The organism is Streptomyces sp. NPDC001530, from assembly GCF_042894545.1.
Taxonomy (GTDB): Bacteria; Actinomycetota; Actinomycetes; order Streptomycetales; family Streptomycetaceae; genus Streptomyces.
Genome location: NZ_JBIAVS010000009.1, coordinates 262,840 through 285,084, shown reverse-complemented (window position 1 = coordinate 285,084; position 22,245 = coordinate 262,840). Strand labels below are relative to the sequence as shown.

Sequence of the window (22,245 nt, the reverse complement as noted above, 5' to 3'; positions counted from 1 at the left end):
GCCCCACACGCGCGTGCACCCCGAAGACGACAACGCGCCGACCTAGGCAGGCCGCTGCAACACCGTCAGACTCCGGTCGACCAGCGTCAGCGTGGCCCCGGCCTCGACCTTGACGCCCGTCCCGGGTGCCACCCCCTCCGGGCGGGCCGTGTCGACGACGACCTGCCACTGCCGCCCGTGGTTGACCGGCACCACGAACTCCAGGGCCTTGGGTGAGGCGTTGAACATCAGCAGGAAGGAGTCGTCCGCGATGCGCTCCCCGCGCGGGCCCGGCTCGGAGATCGCGTTGCCGTTGAGGAAGACGGACAGCGCGCGCGCCTGCGCGGAGCCCCAGTCCCGCTGGGTCATCTCCTTGCCCTCAGGGGTGAACCAGGCGATGTCGGAGAGCTCGTCGTGCGTGCCCTGCACGGGCCGCCCGTGGAAGAAGCGGCGCCGCCGGAAGACGGGATGGTCGCGCCGCAGCCACACCATCGCGCGCGTGAAGTCGAGCAGCTCGCTGCCGTCCTCCGGCCACGGCACCCAGGCCAGCTCGCTGTCCTGGCAGTAGGCGTTGTTGTTGCCGCCCTGGGTGCGCGCGAACTCGTCGCCGTGGCTGAGCATCGGCACGCCCTGGGAGAGCATCAGCGTCGCGATGAAGTTGCGCATCTGGCGCGCCCGCAGGGCGAGCACGTCCTCGTCGTCGGTCTCGCCCTCGGCGCCGCAGTTCCAGGACCGGTTGTGGCTCTCGCCGTCGCGGTTGTCCTCGCCGTTGGCCTGGTTGTGCTTGTTGTTGTACGAGACGAGGTCGTGCAGCGTGAAGCCGTCGTGGCAGGTCACGAAGTTGATGGAGGCGAGCGGTCGGCGGCCGTCGTCCTGGTAGAGGTCGGAGGAGCCCGTCAGGCGGGACGCGAACTCCGCCAGCGTGCGCGGCTCGCCGCGCCACAGGTCCCGTACGGTGTCGCGGTACTTGCCGTTCCACTCGGTCCACAGCGGCGGGAAGTTGCCCACCTGGTAGCCGCCCTCGCCGACGTCCCACGGTTCGGCGATCAGCTTCACCTGGGAGACCACCGGGTCCTGCTGCACCAGGTCGAAGAACGACGACAGCCGGTCCACCTCGTGGAACTGCCTCGCCAGCGTGGCCGCGAGGTCGAAGCGGAAGCCGTCGACGTGCATCTCGGTGACCCAGTAGCGCAGCGAGTCCATGATCAGCTGGAGTACGTGCGGGGAGCGCATCAGCAGGGAATTGCCGGTCCCTGTGGTGTCCATGTAGTAGCGGGGGTCGTCCGCCAGCCGGTAGTACGAGGCGTTGTCGAGGCCCCTGAAGGACAGCGTCGGGCCCAGGTGGTTGCCCTCGGCCGTGTGGTTGTAGACCACGTCCAGGATGACCTCGATCCCGGCCTCGTGCAGTGCCCGGACCGCCGACTTGAACTCCAGGACCTGCTGGCCGCGGTCGCCCCAGGAGGCGTACGCGTTGTGCGGGGCGAAGAAGCCGATCGTGTTGTAGCCCCAGTAGTTGCTGAGGCCCATCTCCGCCAGACGGTGGTCGTTCACGAACTGGTGTACGGGCATCAGCTCCAGTGCGGTGACGCCCAGTTCCGTCAGGTGTTCGATGATCGCCGGGTGGGCCAGCGCCGCGTACGTGCCGCGCAGCTCGTCGGGCAGCGCCGGATGCTGCATGGTGAGGCCCTTCACATGGGCCTCGTAGATCACCGTGTGGTGGTACTCGGTGCGCGGGCGCCGGTCGTCGCCCCAGTCGAAGTACGGGTTGACCACGACCGCCGACATGGTGTGCGGTGCCGAGTCCAGGTCGTTGCGCTTGTCGGGGGCCCCGAAGGGATAGCCGTACACCTCCTCGCCCCACTTGACCGAGCCGGCGATGGCGCGCGCGTACGGATCGAGGAGCAGCTTCGCCGAGTTGGCGCGCTGTCCGCGCTCGGGCGCGTACCTCCCGTGCACCCGGAAGCCGTACCGCTGCCCGGGCATGATTCCCGGCAGATACGCGTGCCGCACGAACGCGTCGGTTTCGCGCAGCTCCACCGCCGTCTCCGAGCCGTCGTCGTGCAGCAGACACAGCTCGATACGGTCGGCGGCCTCCGAGAAGACCGCGAAATTGGTACCGGCACCGTCGTACGTGGCACCGAGTGGATATGCCTCTCCAGGCCAGACCTGCATGGATACGACTCTTCCAGTAGTGCCGCGCCCCTGGGGGCGACTCCGAGCCGAGTCTCCCCGAAAGTGATGGAACCTCCTATGACTTACGTCCCTCTTACCCGATGACCAGGCATACGCCGTATGCCGAACCAGTGGGGCTCAAACGACTCCTGACGACGTAGGGGGAGTAGGGGGAAATGTGCGCAAGATAGTGCACCGCCATCTGGGCAAGGTGGTGGCAGGTGCGGCCATCGCGGTGGCCGGGACGGCCGTGATGGTCGGAATCACCCTTCCGGGCTCGGCGGGGGCCGACGAATCGGACGGGGGCCTGGGCGCCGGGACCTCGCAGCAGGCGGGACAGCAGGCGGGCCAGGGGCAGGCGGCCGTCCAGCCGGGCGTCGTCGAGCAGGCACCGGCCGAGGGCGAAAAGGGCAAGGGCCGCGACCCGCTGACCGACGACGAGATGAAGCGGGTCGAGCAGATCGCGGTGAACCGTCAGCTGTTCAACGCGAGTGAGAACGTCGAGGGCGAGCGCGGCCCGCAGCGCGTGAGCGTCGACCTCGCCGAGCCCGAGACGAACGAACTGGACGACCCGAACGCGCCCCGGCGCGCCGACGTGACGTTCTACGACTACAAGGACGACACGCTCGTCACCAAGACCGTCAACCTCGACACCGGGAAGGTCGAGAAGACGGGAACCCAGCACGACGTCCAGCCGCCCATCAGCCGCGACGAGATGATCGAGGCGGCCAAGCTGCTGATCGCCGATCCGCTCGGCGGGGGCCTGAAGGCGGACTTCAAGGACGCCACCGGCAAGGAACTGACCTCGCCGGACCAGCTGATGCTCAACAGCATGGTCTACCGCGCCACGCCCGGCGCCCAGCCCGCGGTCCTCGACGACTGCGGCGAGCACCGGTGCGTACGGCTCTTCCCGAAGGTCAAGAACGGGCCCTGGATCGACAGCCGTGACCTGGTGATCGACCTGAGCGCCCGCAAGGTCGGCAAGCTCGGCTGAGCGCCGCCTTCTCGCACCTTCCAGCTTCTTCCCACTTTTCCTGCTTTCCGCAAGGAGTCACTTCTTCATGCGCGTCAACAGAAACAGCCGTGCCCGCAGCCGGACGGCGGTGGGCCTCTCGGTGCTCGCCCTCGCCGCCGGCGCGACGACGGCCGCGGGACCGGCCGTCGCCCAGTCCAAGACCGCGGCCCATCCCAAGACAGCCGCCGCGGCGGCCGCCGACTGCAGCGCGGCGTACAAGATCGAGCAGAAGCTCTCCACCGGCACCACCTGGCGGATGTGCTGGCACTACGAGAGCGAGGCCGGGCTCGTCCTGGAGAACATCTCCTACCAGCCCCCCGGCGAGGCCCGCCCGATCAAGGTCCTCAGCAGCGCGAAGCTCGCCCAGATCGACGTCCCCTACGACGACGGCTCGGTCGAGTACAGCGACCTCACGGGCGCCGGCTTCGGACAGGGCCTGGTCGACATGGTGCCCGCCGAGTGCCCCGGCGGCACCATCAAGACGGTGAAGGTCCCCGAGGCCTGGGACCCGCAGCACGCCAACGTCAAGGGCCTGTGCACCACGACCCGTTCGCGCGGCCATGCCTACCGCATGCAGGCCGACACCGGGAACAAGGTCTTCCAGAAGCAGGGCAAGGACCTGCTGATCTACACCGTCAACAAGGTCGGCTGGTACGAGTACATCACCGAGTGGCGCTTCCAGGACGACGGCACCCTCAACATGAACGTCGGCGCCACCGGCAGCCTCTCGCCCGGTGACTACGACGCGGGCGACGGCCGCGGCTGGCCGCTCGGCAAGGGCGCCAAGGCCTACGCCACCAGCCACAGCCACAACGTCTTCTGGCGGCTCAACTTCGGCCTCGACGGCTCCTCCAAGGCCAAGGTCGAGCAGTACGACTCCGTGGTCAGCCCGCCGGCACGGGGCGCCGAGGCCCCGAGCAACAAGACCACGCGTACGAAGATCACCAAGGAACTCGCGGGCGACGCCAAGAACATGCGCTGGTGGCGCGTCGTCAGCAACACCGGCAAGAACAAGGACGATCACGCCCGCTCGTACGAGATCGTCCCGGGCGCGACCACCAAGTACCTCGGCCGTCCCTTCACCAAGCACGACATCTTCTTCACCGAGTACAACAAGTGCGAGCAGTTCGCCAGCGACAACCTGCGCAACTGCGGTGCCGGCCACGGCAAGTCCGTCGACAAGTGGATCAATGGAGAGACGCTCACCCACCCCGTGGTCTGGGTCAATGTGGGCTTCCACCACATCGCGCGTGACGAGGACCAGCAGCCCATGCCGGTCCACTGGCAGGGCTACTCGATCGCCCCGCGCGACGTCACCGCTATGAATCCGCTCACTCCGCCGGAGCTCGCGGACCAGAACGGCCATGTGGAAGAAGGTCGTTGAGAAACGACACTGTCCATCGGGCTGCACCGCCGACCGCTCCCGGAGTACCCTTCCTTGATCGTTGATAGGGGCCTGGCCCCTGGGGTGGCTCGGGGGAGCGGAAGGCGGTGCGCGGGTGGGCTCGGGAGGGCTGGAGTTGCCTCCTGGTGACGAGGGTCACGAGGGGAACTCCACAGATGTCCCACCCGGCGCGGTGTCCCTGGCACGGCCGATGGAAATGGGATCCATTGGACCGGAGTTGGACTGGGGCGCCGACGCCTGGCGCGAGGTGCGTACGCGCGCCCAGCGAGCCGGGCGCGCCTACATCTGGCTGAACCTTGTCGAACAGCGGCTGCGCGCGGTCGTGGCCGCTGTTCTCCGTCCCATCTACGAACCCGTCCACGGCGACGACTGGGTGGTCGCCGCCGCGGGGCCCGCCGGTCAGGAGTGGGTGCAGCGCGCGGTCGCCGTACGCGAAGTCAGCCGCCGCAAGGGCTACTTGCTCGACCCTGCCGACGACAACGTGCTCAGTTTCCTCACGTTGCCGCAGCTGCGCGAGCTGATGGTGCAGCACTGGCCGTGCTTCGAGCCCTACTTCGACGAGCGCCGGGACGTCGAACTCGCCCTGGACGAGCTGGAGGTGACCCGGAATGTCGTCTCCCGCAACCGGGCGCTGTCCGAGGCCGTCCTCAACCAGGCCGAGCGGGCGGCGGCGAAACTCCTGGAGATACTCGGCGCCGGCAGTGATGTGCCCTCCGCGCGCCGGCTGCCCGTCGACGCCGTGGAGGAGCTGGTCGGCGACCGGTATGCGGATGTGGTCGGTGTGCACTCGGACCGGGTGCGGCTGCTGCGCCAGTTCCCCGCCGAGGACCTCTTCGGCGGTGCCCGTCGCCTCGATGCCATCGGCATCGGCCTGAATCTGCTGGTGCAGAACTTCTCCGGGCGACGGCTCGTCCGCCTCGCCGAGTCCGGCTGCCGCGTGCGACTGCTGTTCCTGAATCCCGCCTCCAGCGCGGTGAAGCGGCGCGAGCGTGAACTCGGCATAAAGCGAGGCGAGTTGAGTCGCGCCGTCGAGATGAACATCCTGCACATGCGCCGGGTGCGGTCCAAGCTGCGCGATCCGGGCGCCTTCGAGATCCAGGTCTTCGACGAGACGCCCCGCTTCACCGCCTACCTTGTGGACGGGGACGGCTCGGACGGCATCGCGGTCGTGCAGTCGTATCTGCGCCGTACGCGCGGCATGGAGGCGCCGGTGCTCGTGCTGCGTGGCGGAGGCAGAGTAGTCAAACCGGATGACACGGGTGAAGAAGGTCTTTTTCCGACCTATCGCGAGGAGTTCGAGGTGGCTTGGGCTGATTCGCGGCCTGTGTCCTGACGCCGGGAGTCCTCAGGGGTGGAGCCCGGGAGCCCCGGAAGCGGAACGCGGTCCTCTGATTGTCAGTGGCTCATGCGATCGTGGAGACCACTGGGGGAAAGCACCACGAAGAAGGGGGGCCGCCCATGGGCTGGCACCGGGAGCTGCTGATCGGCTTCGACCTGGAGACGACCGGGACGGATCCGCGCGAGGCGCGCATCGTCACGGGGGCCGTGATCGAGGTCAAGGGCGGAGAGCCGATAGGGCGCCGCGAATGGCTGGCCGATCCGGGCGTGGAGATTCCGGCGGACGCGGTGGCGGTGCACGGGATCAGCAACGAACGGGCGGCGTCCGAGGGCAGGCCCGCCGACCAGGTCGCCGACGCGATCGCGGGCGTCCTCGTCACCTACTGGAAGACGGGCGTCCCGGTCGTCGCGTACAACGCGGCCTTCGACCTGACCCTGCTCTCCGCAGAACTGCGCAGATACGGACTGCCGTCGCTGCGCGAGCGGCTGGGCGGCGTCGACCCCGCCCCCGTCATCGACCCGTACACCATCGACCGCTCGGTGGACCGCTACCGCCGCGGCAAGCGCAACCTGGAAGCGGTCTGCACGGAGTACGGGGTGGCGCTGGACTCCGCCCACGACGCCTCGGCCGACGCGCTCGCCGCGGCCCGGCTCGCCTGCGCGATAGCCGGCCGCCACCCGAAGGTCGCGGCCCTCGGCCCCGCGGAGCTGCACCGCCGCCAGATCGAGTGGTACGCCGAGTGGGCGGCGGACTTCCAGAGCTTCCTGCGCCGCAAGGGGGACGCGGACGCGGTGGTGGACGGGACGTGGCCGCTGCGGGACCTGGCGGACGAACGGGTCTGACCGGGCGTCCGGTTCAGGACGAAAGGGTCTGACGGGGCCTGCGGTTCAGAAGGAGTACCAACGCACCGTCTCGTCCCCGTCCCGCAGTGACGCCACCCTGCGCTCGAACTCGGCGAGGGCCTTGGGGTTGGTCGGCGCATGCTGGGCGACCCAGGCGCAACTGGCGGTCTCGCGTGCCCCCCGCAGCACGGAGCACCCCTCCCACGCGCGGACATCCCAGCCGTACGCCTCGGTGAACGAGTCGTAGGCCTCGGCCGGGAGCCCGTAGCGGTCCCGGGAGAGGGCCATGACCACCAGGTCGTGCTCGCGCAGGTCGGCGGAGAAGGTCTCCAGATCGACCAGGACCGGGCCGTCGGGGCCGACATGGACGTTGCGGGGCAGTGCGTCGCCGTGGATGGGGCCCGGCGGCAGATGCGGGGTGAGCGCGGCCGCGGCATCCGCGAAGCCGTCGCGCCGTGCCCGCAGATACGCCGCGTCCGCGGGGTCGATCGCGCCGCCGGCCAGGCGCAGCCAGCGCTCCACACCGCCCAGCAGCTCGCGGGGCGGCAACGGGAAGGAGGGGGAGGGTAGTGCGTGCACCACCCGTAGCAGTTCGGCCAAATCCCGCGGCTCGGCGGGGCGTACGGGATCGGGCAACCGGTGCCACACCGTCACCGGGTGCCCCTCCACCAGCAGCGCCTTGGTCTCGGCGGCCCGCACCGCGGGGACGCCCGCTTCGGCGAGCCAGGCCGCGATGTCCAGTTCCCGCCGCGCGCGGTCGAGGAGTTCGGCGTCGCGCCCCACCTTGACGACCAGGTCACCGGCGGCGAACACCGCGTTCTCGCCGAGCGCGAGGAGCGTTGCGTCCCGTACCGACCCGGGCAGTACGCCCGCCGCGGCCAGTACGTCCCGAGCCCGTGCCTCGTCCATCCTTCGCCTCCGTGTCCTCGCGCACGCAGCACTCGTGCGGGTCCCGTGCGGTCCTCGCGTACGGCGTCGTGTTCACGCCATCCGTTGGCCAGTCTCGCATTCCCACAGGTGGGACGGCGTGCACGGTGCCTTGACGGCGTACAGCGCCTTCACGACCATGACGGGGGCCGCTCGGGCGGCCAGACCGTCACGAGCCGCCCAAAGGAGCCGATTCCATGACATTGGCGACCGCGACGCGGCGGTCGGTGAAGCAGGCGCCCGACCGGAGCGGGGACCGCCGTCCCGTCGGCCATGGGGCCTGGTTCCTGGTGCTGCCCGCGCTGATTCCGATCCTGGTGCTCAGTGTCGGACCGCTGCTGTACGGGATCGCGCTGGCGTTCACCGACTCGCAGTCGGGGCGGACCTCGCCGACGCAGTGGATCGGCGTCCTCAACTTCCAGGACCTGCTGCACGACACGCTGTTCTGGGACTCGTTCCGGATCGGTCTGCTGTGGGCGGTCGGGGTGACCGTGCCGCAGTTCCTGCTCGCGCTCGGGCTGGCCCTGCTGCTCAACCAGGAGCTGCGGTTCCGCTGGCTGGCGCGGGCCCTCGCGATCATTCCCTGGGCGATGCCCGAGGTCGTCGTCGGCATCATGTGGCGGCTCGTCTACAACCCGGACGCGGGCATCCTCAACGAGACCCTGCGCGACCTCGGCCTCGGCGACGGCCGTGACTGGCTGAGCGGCCTCGGCACCGCCCTGCCCGCCGTGATCGTGGTCGGCGTCTGGGCGGGCATGCCGCAGACCACGGTCGCGCTGCTCGCCGGGCTGCAGAACACCCCGCGCGAACTGCACGAGGCGGCCGCGATGGACGGCGCGGGCGCGTGGCGCCGCTTCCTGACGGTCACCTGGCCCGCCCTCAGACCGGTCGCGCTCGCCATCACGGCGCTCAACTTCATCTGGAACTTCAATTCGTTCGCGCTGGTCTATGTGCTGACCAACGGAGGTCCGGGCGGCCGCACCCGGCTCCCCATGCTGTTCGCGTACGAAGAGGCGTTCCGCTATGGGCAGTTCGGTTACGCGGCGGCGATGGGCTGTGTGATGGTCGCGGTGATCTCGGTGATCCTCGCGGTGTATCTGGTGGGCCGTCTGAGGGGAGGCGAGGACGCGTGAAGACCGGCAAAGGCGCCCGCGCGGGCCAGTATCTGGCGCTCCTCGGCTATCTCGTCTTTCTCGCCTTCCCCTTCCTGTGGCTGCTCTCCATCGCCTTCAAACCGGCGCGCGAGCTGGCGAGTCTGCACCCCACCTGGATTCCCGAGGACCCCACCCTCGCCAACTTCCGGCAGGCCTTCGACGAGCAGCCGCTGCTGCGCGCCGGGCTCAACTCCCTGATCGCGGCGCTCGGCGCGGCGGTGATCGCCGTAGTGATCGCGACCCCGATGGCGTACGTCATGGCGCGGCACCGGACGCTGCTCGCGCGGGCCGCCACCGGATGGGTCGTGGTCAGCCAGGCGTTCCCCTTCGTACTCGTGATCATTCCGCTGTTCCTGGTCCTGAAGAACCTCCGGCTGATCAACTCACTGCCCGGACTGATCATGGTCTATGTGGTGTGGGCGCTGCCGTTCGCGCTGTGGATGCTGGTGGGGTACATACGGGCCGTGCCCACCGAGGTGGAGGAGGCGGCCGCGGTGGACGGCGCGGGCCGGGTGCGGACGCTGGTCTCGATCACGGCGCCGCTGCTTGCGCCGGGCATCGTGGCGACGGCGCTGTTCGCGTTCATCAGCGCGTGGAACGAGTTCTTCTTCGCGCTCGTCCTGCTCAAGACCCCGGAGAAACAGACGCTGCCGGTCGTCCTCACGCACTTCATCGGAGCCGAGGGCGTCGCGGACCTCGGGCCGCTGGCCGCGGCGGCGTTCCTGGCGACCCTGCCGTCGCTGGTCATCTTCGCGATCATCCAGAAGCGGATCACGGGCGGCATGCTCGCCGGGGCGGTGAAGAGCTGATGCGGACGCGATGGATCGTCGCGCTGGTCATGGGACTGCTGCTCACGGGGTGCTCCTCCGACAACAGCGCCTCCGGTGGAAGGATCACCCTGCACTTCCAGTCCCTCGCCTGGCAGCAGGAGTCCGTCGCCGCCAACAAGGAGCTGGTGAAGGAGTGGAACGCGGCGCATCCGGATGTCAGGGTCGAGTATGTCCAGGGGAGTTGGGACAGCGTCCACGACCAGCTGCTCACCTCCTTCGAGGGCGGTGAGGCGCCGGACATCATCCATGACGCCTCGGACGACCTCGCGGACTTCGGGTACGGCGGCTATCTCGCCGATCTGCGCGAGCTGCTGCCCGACCGGCTCAAGTCCGATATTCCGCAGCACAGTTGGGAGACGGCGACCTTCGGGGGCGGTGTCTACGGCGTGCCGTTCCTCCAGGAGCCGCGCGTCCTGATCGCCAACGCCAAGTGGCTGAAGGGGTCGGGCGTGCGCATCCCCACGCCCCAGAAGCCATGGACCTGGGAGGAGTTCCGCACGATCGCGAAACAGCTGAGCGGCAACGGCACGTACGGCGTCGCATGGCCGCTCAAGGAACCGGTCTCGGCGACGCTCAACCTCTCCCTCTCCGCGGGCGGGCAGCTGTTCCACCGGGGTGCGGACGGCAAGGTGACGGTCCGTTTCGGCGCGGCCGACGCGGTGGTGCCGGAGACCGTGCATGAGGAGGTGAACACGGACAGGAGCGCGTCGAGCGCGACGCTCGGGATGGGCGGCTCCGACACGCTGCCCGGGTTCTTCGGCGGCAAGTACGCGATGGTTCCGCTCGGCTTCTCCTACCGCCAGCAGATCGTGCAGCAGGCACCGAAGGGTTTTGACTGGCAGGTGCTGCCCGCCCCGGCCGGCGCGGACGGACTGACCCAGGGCGTCAGTCCGCAAACTCTGTCCATCGCCGAGGACAGCCCGCACAAGAAGGAGGCCGCCGAGTTCATCGACTTCCTGCTCCGGCCGAAGAACATGGTCCGGCTCGCCCTCGGCGACTGGATGCTGCCCACCGGCACCGAGGCCCTCAAGGACCCCGCGCTGCACACCACCAAGGACGACTGGGCGACCGGCACCGCCCTCGCCGCCCACCTCCGCTCGGCGCCCGCCCAGTCCGTCCGCGGCTACCCGGAGTGGAAGGACAAGATCGCGACGCCGGCGTTCCAGGAGTACTACAGCGGGGCGATCGACCTCGACGAGCTGCGCCAACGGCTGGTGAAGGACGGGAACTTGGTGCTGGCCCGCTATCAGCGCTGAGCGCCCGCGGCGCTGTCCCCGCCCGCCGTCGTCGTTCTCAGCGCTGAGCGCCCGCGGCGTTGTCCCCTCCCGCTGCCGTCGCTCCCAAGCGCTGAGCGCCCGGCGCCCTCTCCCGCAACGCCCGCGCCTCCAGGAAGTCCGCGTACGCGTCGGCGTACCGGTGCCCCGCGGTGAGAAGGCTCGCCCGGTCGAAGAGGGCGCGCGCCAACCACGGCCCGTCGCCCAGTCGACGGGCCGGCGCCACCCCCTCGTCGAAGTGCGGCAGCGCGGGCTCCAGGAAGCGGTGACCGCGACGGAGCTCGGAATGCAGCGCGGTGCGGAAGGACAGCCTGCGGTGCAGCCTCACCCGCTCGGGAAGGCCCGCCGCGGCCGCGGCCTCCCGCAGCGCGGGTATCTCCGCGAAGTAGCGCTCCCGGACGTCGTGGGTCCAGTCCCGTGTGTACGAGCCGAAGGGCGGCGCCGGGCGCCCGGGCGCGGGCAGGTCCTGCGCCCGGGCGGAGAGCCCGAACAGGATGGCCAGTACGTGTATTTGGCTGCCGCTCCCGTTCTGGGGCTCACCGTTCGCGGCGAGTTCGGCCAGTAGCTCCGCGGCCTCGTCGAGGTCGGCGGTCGCGGCGTCGTGCTCCCCGTACCTGTCGTGCAGCTCGGCCAGCCGGAGGAGGGCGAGCGCGAGGCTCTTGAACGAGTTGCGGCCATCGGTGAGGCCCTCGCGCTCCTTGTCCACCAGCTCACCGGTGGCGGCCGGCGCCGCCTCCCGCAGACCGGCGGCCTCCGCCTCGGCCGCCCACTCGAACCGCCACCACACATAGGCGCTGCTCAGCGCTCTTCGCGGCCGGGCGTGCGCCACGAGTTCTTCGAAGAGCTCCGCGGCTTCGCCGTGCCGGCCTTCCTCCGCGAGGGCGCGGGCCCACAGTTCCAGGCCCTTCCGCCAGGGGGTGTCGGGGTCGGCCTCGACGGCTCGTCGGCTGATACCCGCCATCTCCTCGCGCACCGCCAGCCCTTCGGGACGCCGCCCCAGCGCGAACAGGGTGCGCTGGTACCACTCCAACGCTTCGAGCAGGACCTCCGTGTACCGGGGGTCGGGCTCGTCCAGCTCACGCGCCGCTGCCACGGCCTCCGCAAGGAGCACCGACTTGGCCTCCGGCAGCTCGCGCACCGAGTCGTCCCAGCTGAGGCGCACCAGCGCCTTCGACAGCCCGCGGCAGATACGTCTGCGCGAGATCGGGGAGGAGATGGCACGGGAGGGCGGCACGCTGCGGGCGGCCGATCTCATCGAGGCCGAGCTGCCCGCGCGGGCAGAGGCGGAGCCGTCGACCGGCGCGCAGGGCCGTCATGAGCCCGAACTGCCCCCGCGGGCATGAGAAATGGGCCTGTTGGTTCCTCGAGGGAACCAACAGGCCCTGATCTGCGGGGAGTTACACCCCGGCCCGCTCGCCTTCCCGAGCCGGCGGCAGCACGGCCTCAGGTGCCTCGTCGTGCGTGAGGTCCGGCAGTCGGTGCAGCCACTTCGGCAGGTACCAGTTGCGCTCGCCGAGCAGGGCCATCACGGCGGGGAGCAGCACACCCCGGATGATCGTCGCGTCGATGAGCACCGCGGCGGCCAGGCCCACACCCATCTGCTTCATGGACTGCATGGACAGCGTCCCGAAGATCGCGAAGACGGCGACCATGATGACCGCGGCGCTGGTGACCACACCGGCCGTGGTGACCACGCCGTGCTGGATCGCGTCCTTCGTCGTACGGCCGCGCAGTCGCGCCTCGCGGATCCGCGAGACCACGAACACGTGGTAGTCCATCGACAGGCCGAACAGGATCACGAAGAGGAACAGCGGCAGCCAGGTGATGATGGCGCCCACGCCCTCCGCGCCCACCAGGGACGCGCCCCAGCCGTGTTGGAAGACGGCGACGAGGATGCCGTAAGCCGCGCCCACCGACAGCAGGTTGAGCACGATCGAGGTGATCGCGACCGTCAGCGAGCGGAACGACAGCAGCATCAGCAGGAAGGCGAAGACCACGACGAACGCGAAGACCGGGATGACGGCGCCGGCCAGCTGGTCGTTGAAGTCGTGCGAGCCGGCGACCTGTCCGGAGATCGGCGCCTGGACGCCGTCGACCTTGCCGAGCGTGGCCGGTCGCACCTCGTCACGCAGCTTCTCCAGGCTCGCGCCCGCCTTGTCCAGGTCGGAGCCGCCGACCAGCGGGACGTACACGTAGGCGATGTTCTGCGCGTCGTGCAGCTTGATCTCGACCGGGCCGCGGGAGGCGCCCGAACTGATCGCCCGGTCCTTGAAGTCGGCGAGCGCGGACTTCACCTCGGGAGCGTTGATGTCCTTCGCCTTGACGACCACCTCGGCCGGCTCGGAGCCGCCCGGGAAGGCGTCGTTGACCCGGTTGTACGTCTGCACGATCGGCAGCGAGTCGCCGAACTCCTGGTCCAGCGTGAGGTTCTGGGTCTTCATGCCGACCGCGGGAGCCGCGATCGCCAGCAGGACACCGCCCGCGACGAGGACGGAGGCCAGCGGCTTGGCGAGCACACGGCGCAGGACGGCGGTCCAGAAGCGGCTCTCCCCGTTGTTGCGGGCGGCGCGGCGCTGCATGGCCTTGTGCAGGAACGGAATGCGGCCCTTGTCGACCCGCTCGCCCAGCAGGGACAGCAGCGCCGGCAGCACCGTCACCGACCCGACCATGGCGACCGCCACGACCATCAGCGAGGCCAGGCCCATCGCCTCGAACTCGGCGAGCCCGGTGAACAGCATGCCCGCCATCGCCACGCACACCGTCACACCCGAGACGATGATCGCGCGACCGCTGGTGGCGGCGGCGACCCGAAGCGCCGTCTGCGCGTCCCGGCCGGCCTCGCGCTCCTCGCGCTCACGGCGCAGATAGAACAGGCAGTAGTCGACGCCGACCGCCAGACCCACCAGGAGCATCACGGAGTTCGCGGTGTCGCTCATCGGCATCACATGGCTGACGACGCCCATCAGACCCATCGTCGCCATGATCGCGGTGATCGCCAGCGCCACCGGCAGCAGCGCCGCCACCAGCGCGCCGAAGGCGATGAGCAGAATGCCGAGGGCCACCGGCACCGCGGAGTACTCGGCCTTCTGGAAGTCGTCCCCGAACGCGTCGTCGAACGTCTTCATCATGCTGGCGCCGCCGATCTCCTCGATCCGCAGCTCCGGGTGGTCCTTCTGCACGCCCTTGACGGCGTTCAGAACGGGCTCGACCCGCTCGCCCGCGGTCTCCGAGTCGCCGCGCATGTCGAACTGCACGAGCGCGCTGCGGCCGTCCTTCGAGATCGTCTTCGTGTCGTACGGCGACGTCACGTCCGTGACCTTGCCGGTGGCGTCGACCGCCGCGACGACCGCGGCGACCGCGCTCTTGAACTCGGCGTCCGTGGCCTTGGTGTTCGCGCCCTTCGCCTGGATCAGGACGGTCTCACTGGCCGGCTCCTCGATGCCGGCGTCCTCGACGATCTTGGCGGCGGTGTGTGTCTCGCCCTTGAGCTGATCGCTCTCCTTGACGTCGACGCGGCCCGCCGCCGAGCCGAGCCCCATCGCCAGCACGACGAACAGCACCCAGATTCCGACGGCCGCCCATCGGTGCCGGGCGCTCCAGCCGCCGGCCCGGGCGGCGATGCCCCGCACCCGTGTATCTCCGTTCCCCATGACGGGCAAGCCCCCTTGTGTGCGGTGACGGCCCCCTGCCGCCACCTTTCGTAATGAAGGTATGGGTCGGATAAGCGTGTCTCGTCGTACTGCCTGGTGAACCCCCGAGGCCGCGACTCCTCCCCTCGGACCCCAGGGTCTCCGCACTGGGGAGGATGGAAGCCCCTTACATGTAACGGGACTTCTCGGGGATGTGGATCAGGGTGTCCGTTCTGTCGGGCGGAGCCCTCTTTGTTATTTCGAAAGGTTGTTGATTAAGTCACAGCTCCATGTAGGTGTTGATCTGCGCGGGCCGATCGGTCAGGGTTTCGTGCCAACCCGCCGGTAACTTCCCGTGCGGGCCGCGGCCGTCGCGCCCACCCCCACGGGGCACGACGGCCGCTTTAAGGTGTCCGGATGACGACGACGTACGCGGCGCTGTTGCGCGGGATCAACGTGGGCGGCGCCAAGAAGGTGCCGATGGCCGAGCTGCGCACCCTGATGGAGGGACTCGGCTACGGCGACGTACGCACCTATCTGCAGAGCGGCAACGCGGTGTTCAGCAGCGACCACGGCGACGAGGAGTCCCTCGCCGCGGAGCTCGCCGAGGCCATCGAAAAGCGCTTCGGTTTCACCGTCGGCGTGCTGGTGCGCGACCACGCCTACCTGAAGGCCGTACGGGAGGCGTGCCCGTTCCCGGCCGCCGAACTGGAGGCCAAGCAGCTGCACGCCACGTACTTCTCCGGCCCCGTCGACGCCGAGCGCTTCGCCTCGGTCGACCAGGCGGCCTTCCTGCCGGAGGAGTTCCGCCTCGGCGACCGTGTCCTGTACCTGTACGCCCCCGACGGCCTCGGACGCTCCAAGCTGGCGGAGGCCCTGTCCAAGCCCCGGCTCCTCAAGGGCATCACCGCCACCAGCCGCAACTGGAACACCGTGGTCAAACTGGAGGAGATGACCCGTGCTTGAGGGCAACGCCGCCGTGGAGGCCGCCACCGAGGGCGAACTGCGCCTGCTCGACCCGGAGATCCGCCGCTCGCCCGAACTCGTCGGCGCGCTGCTGCACCCCGACTTCTACGAGTTCGGCGCGTCGGGGCGAATCTGGGACCGCGCCTCGATCGTCGCCTGGCTGGCCGCGGAGAACGAGCCCGGGGCCCGGCCCAGCACCACCTCGCACATGAAGGGCGTCCAGCTCGCGCCCGACCTGGTCCACCTCACCTTCGACACCGACAACAACGGCCGCCGGGCGCACCGGAGTTCCCTGTGGCGGCTCACCGAGCAGGGCTGGCTGCTCTACTTCCACCAGGGGACGTTGTACGACTCCGACGCAGCGTGACCTTTCGTACGCCGCCGTAGGTCGTGTACGAGGTGATCTCGTCCGGCACGGTGAGGCGCGGGTCCTCGTACAGCCGCCGCAGCTCGTCCTCGGACCGGGCCGCCGCGACGGCGTCGGTGAGGGCGATGTCGTCCTCGGTGAGGGCCGCGTCGTCGAGGATCTCGGGGCCCCAGCCGTCCCAGGGGAGCAGTTCGACTCGATGGAAGGCGGCCAGGTCGCGGCACACGTCGGCCCGCACGAACCAGAGGCCCTTGACCCAGTCGAGGCCGGTCACGCCGAACGTCTCCGGGTCCGCCCGTCCCTCGCGGCACGCCCGCCAGGCTTCCCCGGCCACGAGGAACCGGTCCCGCGGCACGTCGAGCGGGTCGAAGGGGACGTCGTACGAGGGGTGGTGGACCTGCGGGTCGATCAGCCGCCAACTCCCGTCCGGCAGCCCGTACTCGGTGACCCAGTGATCGTCGTGGAAGCCCTCGCTGAAGTAGGTGGCGAAGCCGCAGCGGATCCGTGCGGGCGTGCCCGTCGCCCGCAGCAGCGAGCAGTGCAGCAGCGCGAAGTCCCGGCAGGTGCCGACGAACCGCTCGTCGGGCGCGCGGTGTTCGGTCAGCGGCGCGTCCTTGCGCTCCCGCAGGATGCGCAGCAGTGCGGCGGCGTACCGCGACTCGGCGTCGTCGTGCAGTCGTTCCTGCGGAATGGCGTATCCGAACCGCTCTCCCTCGCCCCGATGGATGATCACATCCCTGACCAACCGGGCGAGTTGGCCGGGATCCCGGGGCAGTCCGCTGACATCGAGATCACCGGGATCGCTGTACGGGCTCTGCGTCAGGTAGAAGTCCATGTCCAGGACCCTCGGGTCTGCCCCAGGGGCAAGGTCAACCCACCGCGTCCAGCCGGGACATGTCCGTTCCCGGAATCGTCCATGGTCGCTACAGACATCTGTGTCAGGCTCGTGGGTATGCGCTACATCATCATCGGGGCAGGCGCGGTTGGCGGGGCGATCGGTGCTCGGCTGGCCGAGGCGGGACACGAGGTCGTGCTGGTCGCGCGGGGCGCGCACTACGAGGCGCTGCGCGTGGGCGGGTTGCGCTTCATGGCCTCGGAGGGAACGCAAACGCACCGGCTGCCCACGGTCGACCGGCCGGAGGCGCTCGGGGAGCTGCGCGCCGACGACGTGCTGGTGCTCGCCGTCAAGACACAGGACAGCGAGGCCGCCCTGGAGGCGTGGGGCCCGAGCCCGGTCGCGGGCGGTGGTACGGCGGCCGAGCGGCTGCCGCTGGTGTGCGCGCAGAACGGCGTGGAGAGTCAGCGCCTCGCGCTGCGCCGCTTCCGCCGGGTGTACGGCGTCTGCGTCTGGCTGCCCGCCACCTTCGTCGAACCCGGCCTCATCTCCGCGGCCGGCACCCCGCTCACCGGCATCCTGCACCTCGGCCGCTATCCGCACGGCACGGACGAGACGGCCCGCCGTATCGCAGCCGACCTGGAGAAGTCCCGCTTCGAGGCGCCGGTCGTGCCCGATGTGGCCCGCTGGCAGTACGCCAAACTCCTCGGCAATCTGGCGAACTCGGTCGAGGCGGTCAGCGGGGTGCTCACCAGTGCGGAGGGCCTGGCGCTTTACCAGCGCGTGCGCGCGGAGGGCGAGGCCGTGCTCGACGTCGCCGGAATCCCGTACGTCGGTGCGGAGGAGCAGAGGAAGACCCGCGGCGACAAAACCCGCTTCGAGCCTTTCGACGGCTCCGAACGCAGGGGCGGCTCCTCCTGGCAGTCCCTCCACCGCGGCACCGGCACCATCGAGGCCGACTACCTCAACGGCGAGATCGCGCTCCTGGGGCGGCTGCACGGCGTACCGACTCCGCTGAACGACCTGCTCCAGCGGCTGGCGAACACGTTCGCGCGCGAGCGCAGGGAGGCGGGGTCGATGCCGGTGGCGGAGCTGGTGCGGCTCGCCGACGAAGCTGTCGCGTTTGTTCAAGAGTCCTGAGCGCGCCGTTCCTACCATGAGGTGCATGAAGAACGACGCCATGCACGCGTACATGATCGAATGCGCCGCCGAGGCAGCCCGCGTCGCCCGCAGTGTCACGGCGGCGCAGCTGTCCGAGCCCTCGTACTGCTCGGACTGGGACGTCCGCACCCTCGTCAACCACTGGGTCCTCTACACCTCGCACGGTCTGGAGCACCGGGCGCTGCGCAAGCAGCTCTCCGAGGAGCTGACCGCGCGCGACTTCACGGCCGATCCCGGCTGGGCCGAGGCGTACGCGGCCCAGCTCGACCGCGCCGTCGCCGCCTGGGACGACCCGGACGTGTGGGAGGGCGAGGTCGACCTGGGGATGGCGAAGATGCCCGCCGCCGACATCGCCTCGATGATCGTCAAGGAGATGGCGGTGCACGGCTGGGACGTCGCGGCGGCCACCGGCCAGGAGTTCCGTATCTCGGACGGCGCGGCCCGGTTCGTCCTGGACGTCGTCGACACGCATGCCGAGCTCTACCGCCAGTACGACGGCTTCGCCGACCCGGTACCCGTGCCCGACGACGCGCCCCCCTTCGAGCGCGCCCTCGCCCACAGCGGCCGTGATCCGAGGCTGTCCCGGGCGAAAGTGGACCAGTAAATCCGGGGCTGATTGGATCGTGTTCCTGTGCCATTGGCTGACTAGCCTCGACGGCATGACGAACACCTCGCCCACCCGCGTCGACTTCTACTTCGACCCCGCCTGCCCCTTCGCCTGGATCACCTCCCGCTGGATGCTGGAGGTCGAGCGGAAGCGACCTCTCGACCTCCGCTTCCACGCGATGAGCCTGTACCTGCACAACATCGGCAACGAACTCCCCGAGTGGTACCGGGAGTTGGTCGACAAGTCCATCGGCCCGGTACGGGTCGCGGTGGCCGCCGCCGAGCGGCACGGCGAGAAGGTGCTGCGTGACCTCTACACGGCCTTCGGTACCCGTATCCACGAGTTCAGGATCGAGGACTTCGACGCCGTGGTCGCCGACTCCCTCGCCGAACTCGGACTCCCGGCCGAACTGGCCGACGCGGCCCACGACTCCGGCTACGACGAGGCGGTGCGCCAGAGCCATGACGCGGGCAAGGAGCGCGACTCCGACGCCTATGTGGGGACGCCGACCATCCATGTTGATGGAACGGTGTGGTTCGGCCCTGTGCTGCGGGCCATTCCGCGCGGCGAGCAGGCGGCGGAGCTCTTCGACAGTTTCCGCGTCCTCGCCGCGCACCCGGACTTCTTCGAACTCAAGCGGACCCGCACGGGCGGGTTGTCCTTCGACTGAACGGTGATCGAGGTCAGGCAGCGGTCAGTCGGGCTCACCCCGCCAGGCGTCCCGCCGTGCCCAGCGCGCGGCGGGGCGCACCGCGAGTCCGGCGACCGCGAACAGGGCTCCGAGCAGGGCCCAACCGGCCGTGCCGTGCCGGATCGCGGTGAACGTGATCAGCGCCGGGCCCGCCATCACGCCCGCGGACATGCCCGAGCCGAACACGCCCTGGTAGACGCCGTGGGCCCGGGCATCGGCGAGTTCGTAGCCGAGGGTCCAGCCGCCCGCGGCCGCGAGGACCTCCGCGAAGACGTGGATCACCGCGCCCACCGTCAGCGTCAGCACCGCCCACACCGGTGAGAGGCCCGCCGACACGGCATACACCGCGCAGGCCGCGGCGAGCAGCAGCCCCGCCGCGCCCATCGCCCGGACCGCGCCGGGCACTTGGGACGCGTGCCGGGCGACCCGTACCTGGAGCAGCGCCACCAGCACGCAGTTCAGGATCATCAGCAGGGCCGCCGTCCAGCGCGGCGCCTCGGTCCGCTCCACAATCCACAGCGGCAGACCGACCTCGGCCAGCGTGTAGTGCACGACCAGGACCGTGTTCAGCACGGTCACCGTCAGATACGGCAGGTCGCGGACCGCACGCCAGCGGCTCTCGCCCGCGACCTCGGTCTCGGCCGCGCGCTCCGCGGCGTGCGCGGCGAGCGGGAGCCTCCGTATCATCAGCGCCGGCGCGGCGAAGGTCAGCGCGTTCACCAGGATGACGGCCACATACGCGCCCCGGGTGTCGAGTTGGAGCGCCACCGCGCCGAACGCGCCGCCCACCCCCATGGCCACGTTGACGACCGTCCGTAGATAGGCGCGGGCCTCGACGCGGCTCGCGGCGGGCAGCACCTCGGCGTACACCGCCCCCATGACTCCGCGGCTGGCCATCATCAGCGCCGTCACACAGATCTCGGCGGCCAGGAAGCCCGCGTACGAGGTGACCACCGTGTAGGCGGCCGTGGCGAGACCGCAGCCGCCCCACAGCAGCGCGGCCACGTGGCGGGCGCCCCAACGGTCCGCGGCCCGCCCGGCGGGAACCCCCGCCGCCACCCCGACCAGTCCCGCCACCGTCATTCCGAGACCCACCGAGGTCGCGTCGAGCCCGACGATCCGGGTGAAGTACAGGACGCCCAGCGGGAAGAACAGCCCGTTGCCGAAGGCGTTGAAGAGCGTGGGCACGGACAGTCGGCGCAACACGGGGTCGACGGGCAACAGCCCGCCCGCCCGCGTGGGTTGTTCGGTAGCGGTCATATTCACACCCAACCCAGGACCCACCCGCCCGTGACAATCATTTAGCGTGACGCTCAATGATTGAGTTCCGCTTCGGCGTCGGCGACCTCGCGACCACCTCCTTTGCCTACTCTCCGCTCCAGGAGGCGGTCTTCTCACTGCGCTCCTGGGCGGACCCGCAGCGCTTCCCGTACCAGCTGCCCTGGCTGCGACGGCTGCGCCCGGCATACGAACGGCAGGACACCGAGATCCTCGGCGCGCTGCTCACGGTGAGCAGCTGGATCCCCGACTTCCTGACCCCGCGGCCCACCCGGGCCCGGCCTGCCTTCGCGGCCGAGATGCGCGCCCTGCGCGATACGCCCGTCGAGCGGCTCGCGGTCGACTTCGCGGAGGCCTTCGCGCACGAACCCGCCGTCCCGGAGGTGATCGTGCGGGGGCTCGCCGATCCGCCCGTCCTGCTGGAGCGGATCGTCGAGTCCCTGGACCGCTACTGGCACGAGTGCCTCGCTCCCGACTGGTGGCCCCGGGCCCAGTCGATCCTGGAGGCCGATCTCACCCACCACGCCAAGGTCCTCGCGGAGCAGGGCGCTGCGGTGCTCTTCCCGAGCCTCGACCATCGCCTCACCTGGACCGGGGACGGCCTGCGGTTGATCCACCCGACCGACCCCAACTGGCCCGAGAGCGACATCCGGGTCGCGGGCCGCGGCATGGTGCTGACCCCGACGATGTTCGCGCGGGGCGCGGCCACCTGGGTCGATCACCGGCTGCCGCCCGTACTGTCGTATCCCGCCCGTGGCCGCGCCACCGTCTCCGAGACACCACCCCCGGTCACCGACCGCGCCCTCGTCCGTCTCCTGGGCCGGGCCCGCGCCCGCCTGTTGCTCCTGCTCGCGGAACCCGCCTCCACCACCGAACTGGCCCACCGCCTCGATGTCACCCCCGGCGCGGTCAGCCAGCATCTCGCCGTGCTCTACGACGCGGGACTGCTGAGCCGTACCCGCAGCGGCCGGATCGTGCGGTACGCGCGGACACCTCTCGGGGACCAACTGTGCCGTTAGGCGGTCGTGCCGTCAGGCGCCGACGGCCGCCAGCGCCGGCAGGCGGGCCTCGTCGTACCGTTCCAGCAGCACCCGCGCCACCTCGGGCGCGGGACCGAGGACATCGGCCAGTACGTCGGCCTCGGCGGCCCCCCGCGCGATGCGGTCCGGCAGGAAGCCGGGGGCGAGGACGTAGGGGGCGACCGCGACGTGTGCGCAGCCGAGGGCGCGCAGCTCGCGCACCGCGTCCTCGGTGCGCGGAAGGGAAGCGGAGGCGAACGCAGGTCGCACGGCGCACCAACCGGTGTGCCGCCACTCCCGCGCGATGTCAGCGATCACTGCGATCGCCTCCGGGTCCGTGGACCCCGCCGAGGCCAGCACGACCCCGGTCGAGGACTTGTCGGCGGGCGTCAGCCCCGCCTCGTACAGACGACGTTCGAGCGCGGCCGTCAGGAGGGGGGAGGGGCCGAGCACCTCCGCCTGGCGGATGCGCAGCCGGGAGGGGGCCTCCCGCAGGACCGCCGGGATGTCCGCCTTCGCGTGGAAGGCGCGGGTCAGCAGCAGCGGGAGGGCCACCACGTCCCGTACGCCTTCCGCCGCCAGGGACTCCAGCACCCCCTGCACCGAGGGGATGTTGAAGTCCAGGAAACCGGTCTCCACGCGCAGGCCGGGGCGCTGGGCCCTGACCCGTCGTACCAGGGCATCCACCGTCGCGGCATGGCGCGGATCGCGGCTGCCGTGGGCGATGACCAGAAGGACCGGCTGACTCATGACGG

Annotated in this window: 21 protein-coding genes; 14 read left to right on the top strand and 7 right to left on the bottom strand. The window is 70.2% G+C overall.

Going from position 1 to position 22,245, the window contains the following annotated elements; genetic code table 11:
* Nucleotides 1-42 precede the first annotated feature (42 nt).
* Nucleotides 43-2,151 carry a glycogen debranching protein GlgX gene (gene glgX, locus ACFY0T_RS20480; protein ID WP_388872190.1) on the bottom strand — a complete coding sequence of 703 codons (2,109 nt, stop codon included), beginning with the start codon at nt 2,149-2,151 and terminating at the stop codon, nt 43-45.
* A 178-nt stretch (nt 2,152-2,329) separates the two neighbouring features.
* Here glgX and ACFY0T_RS20475 point away from each other — a divergent pair, with 178 nt between their 5' ends.
* From ACFY0T_RS20475 to ACFY0T_RS20460, 4 genes are all read left to right on the top strand, one after another.
* Nucleotides 2,330-3,145 carry a Tat pathway signal sequence domain protein gene (locus ACFY0T_RS20475; protein WP_388872188.1) on the top strand — a complete coding sequence of 272 codons (816 nt, stop codon included), beginning with the start codon at nt 2,330-2,332 and terminating at the stop codon, nt 3,143-3,145.
* A gap of 67 nt (nt 3,146-3,212) precedes the next feature.
* A complete protein-coding gene (locus tag ACFY0T_RS20470) occupies nt 3,213-4,550 on the top strand; it encodes a copper amine oxidase (protein ID WP_388872186.1) in 1,338 nt (445 codons plus the stop codon).
* Between the two features lie 115 nt (nt 4,551-4,665).
* Nucleotides 4,666-5,904, top strand: coding sequence for an SAV2148 family HEPN domain-containing protein (locus ACFY0T_RS20465; RefSeq protein WP_388872184.1), 1,239 nt, complete (start codon nt 4,666-4,668; stop codon nt 5,902-5,904).
* 125 nt (nt 5,905-6,029) lie between these two features.
* Nucleotides 6,030-6,752, top strand: a complete 723-nt coding sequence (locus ACFY0T_RS20460) for a 3'-5' exonuclease (RefSeq protein ID WP_388872181.1) — start codon at nt 6,030-6,032, stop codon at nt 6,750-6,752.
* A 45-nt stretch (nt 6,753-6,797) separates the two neighbouring features.
* Here the strand turns inward: ACFY0T_RS20460 and ACFY0T_RS20455 are convergent, their stop codons facing one another.
* The gene (locus ACFY0T_RS20455) at nt 6,798-7,661 is read right to left on the bottom strand and encodes a phosphotransferase enzyme family protein (RefSeq protein WP_388872178.1); all 864 of its coding nucleotides are present in this window, start codon (nt 7,659-7,661) and stop codon (nt 6,798-6,800) included.
* Nucleotides 7,662-7,876: 215 nt separating this feature from the next.
* Between ACFY0T_RS20455 and ACFY0T_RS20450 the strand changes: the two genes are divergently transcribed.
* Genes ACFY0T_RS20450 through ACFY0T_RS20440 form a run of 3 tightly spaced genes read left to right on the top strand, consistent with a single transcriptional unit; the run spans nt 7,877 to nt 10,919 of the window.
* Nucleotides 7,877-8,812: a carbohydrate ABC transporter permease gene (locus ACFY0T_RS20450; RefSeq protein ID WP_388872175.1), complete on the top strand. Its 936-nt coding sequence runs from the start codon at nt 7,877-7,879 to the stop codon at nt 8,810-8,812.
* Complete coding sequence (locus ACFY0T_RS20445; protein ID WP_388872172.1) at nt 8,809-9,642, top strand: carbohydrate ABC transporter permease; 834 nt, start codon at nt 8,809-8,811, stop codon at nt 9,640-9,642. Before ACFY0T_RS20450 ends, ACFY0T_RS20445 begins: the two co-directional genes overlap by 4 nt.
* Nucleotides 9,642-10,919 carry an ABC transporter substrate-binding protein gene (locus ACFY0T_RS20440; protein WP_388872169.1) on the top strand — a complete coding sequence of 426 codons (1,278 nt, stop codon included), beginning with the start codon at nt 9,642-9,644 and terminating at the stop codon, nt 10,917-10,919. The genes ACFY0T_RS20445 and ACFY0T_RS20440 overlap by 1 nt, the downstream gene beginning before the upstream one ends.
* A gap of 37 nt (nt 10,920-10,956) precedes the next feature.
* Here ACFY0T_RS20440 and ACFY0T_RS20435 read toward each other — a convergent pair whose 3' ends face one another.
* Nucleotides 10,957-12,075, bottom strand: a complete 1,119-nt coding sequence (locus tag ACFY0T_RS20435) for a hypothetical protein (protein ID WP_388872166.1) — start codon at nt 12,073-12,075, stop codon at nt 10,957-10,959.
* Between ACFY0T_RS20435 and ACFY0T_RS20430 the strand changes: the two genes are divergently transcribed.
* Entirely contained in the window at nt 12,053-12,280 is a 228-nt protein-coding gene (locus ACFY0T_RS20430) for a hypothetical protein (RefSeq protein WP_388872470.1), read from the top strand. The genes ACFY0T_RS20435 and ACFY0T_RS20430 overlap by 23 nt on opposite strands.
* Before the next feature lie 54 nt (nt 12,281-12,334).
* On the opposite strand, the gene ACFY0T_RS20425 is transcribed toward ACFY0T_RS20430, so the two are convergent.
* Nucleotides 12,335-14,587 (bottom strand): MMPL family transporter, encoded by a 2,253-nt coding sequence (locus tag ACFY0T_RS20425; RefSeq protein ID WP_388872163.1) that lies wholly within the window; start codon nt 14,585-14,587, stop codon nt 12,335-12,337.
* Between the two features lie 396 nt (nt 14,588-14,983).
* On the opposite strand from ACFY0T_RS20425, the gene ACFY0T_RS20420 reads away from it, so the two are divergent.
* On the top strand, nt 14,984-15,532 hold the full coding sequence (locus tag ACFY0T_RS20420; RefSeq protein WP_388872160.1) for a DUF1697 domain-containing protein: 549 nt from the start codon (nt 14,984-14,986) through the stop codon (nt 15,530-15,532).
* Nucleotides 15,525-15,899: a DUF4440 domain-containing protein gene (locus tag ACFY0T_RS20415; protein ID WP_388872158.1), complete on the top strand. Its 375-nt coding sequence runs from the start codon at nt 15,525-15,527 to the stop codon at nt 15,897-15,899. The genes ACFY0T_RS20420 and ACFY0T_RS20415 overlap by 8 nt, the downstream gene beginning before the upstream one ends.
* Here the strand turns inward: ACFY0T_RS20415 and ACFY0T_RS20410 are convergent.
* Nucleotides 15,835-16,734: a transglutaminase-like domain-containing protein gene (locus tag ACFY0T_RS20410; protein WP_388872155.1), complete on the bottom strand. Its 900-nt coding sequence runs from the start codon at nt 16,732-16,734 to the stop codon at nt 15,835-15,837. The two genes, ACFY0T_RS20415 and ACFY0T_RS20410, sit on opposite strands and share 65 nt — an antisense overlap.
* A 117-nt stretch (nt 16,735-16,851) precedes the next feature.
* On the opposite strand from ACFY0T_RS20410, the gene ACFY0T_RS20405 reads away from it, so the two are divergent.
* From ACFY0T_RS20405 to ACFY0T_RS20395, 3 genes are read left to right on the top strand one after another with little or no spacing between them, the layout of a single operon-like run.
* Nucleotides 16,852-17,874, top strand: coding sequence for a ketopantoate reductase family protein (locus ACFY0T_RS20405; RefSeq protein ID WP_388872153.1), 1,023 nt, complete (start codon nt 16,852-16,854; stop codon nt 17,872-17,874).
* A gap of 25 nt (nt 17,875-17,899) precedes the next feature.
* A complete protein-coding gene (locus tag ACFY0T_RS20400; protein WP_388872151.1) occupies nt 17,900-18,499 on the top strand; it encodes a TIGR03086 family metal-binding protein in 600 nt (199 codons plus the stop codon).
* Nucleotides 18,500-18,554: 55 nt separating this feature from the next.
* Nucleotides 18,555-19,172: a DsbA family protein gene (locus ACFY0T_RS20395; protein ID WP_388872149.1), complete on the top strand. Its 618-nt coding sequence runs from the start codon at nt 18,555-18,557 to the stop codon at nt 19,170-19,172.
* A gap of 24 nt (nt 19,173-19,196) precedes the next feature.
* Here ACFY0T_RS20395 and ACFY0T_RS20390 read toward each other — a convergent pair whose 3' ends face one another.
* A complete protein-coding gene (locus tag ACFY0T_RS20390) occupies nt 19,197-20,453 on the bottom strand; it encodes an MFS transporter (RefSeq protein ID WP_388872146.1) in 1,257 nt (418 codons plus the stop codon).
* A 56-nt stretch (nt 20,454-20,509) separates the two neighbouring features.
* Here ACFY0T_RS20390 and ACFY0T_RS20385 point away from each other — a divergent pair, with 56 nt between their 5' ends.
* Nucleotides 20,510-21,490 carry an ArsR family transcriptional regulator gene (locus ACFY0T_RS20385; RefSeq protein ID WP_388872143.1) on the top strand — a complete coding sequence of 327 codons (981 nt, stop codon included), beginning with the start codon at nt 20,510-20,512 and terminating at the stop codon, nt 21,488-21,490.
* Between the two features lie 12 nt (nt 21,491-21,502).
* Here the strand turns inward: ACFY0T_RS20385 and ACFY0T_RS20380 are convergent, their stop codons facing one another.
* The gene (locus tag ACFY0T_RS20380) at nt 21,503-22,240 is read right to left on the bottom strand and encodes a sirohydrochlorin chelatase (protein ID WP_388872140.1); all 738 of its coding nucleotides are present in this window, start codon (nt 22,238-22,240) and stop codon (nt 21,503-21,505) included.
* Nucleotides 22,241-22,245: the final 5 nt, after the last annotated feature.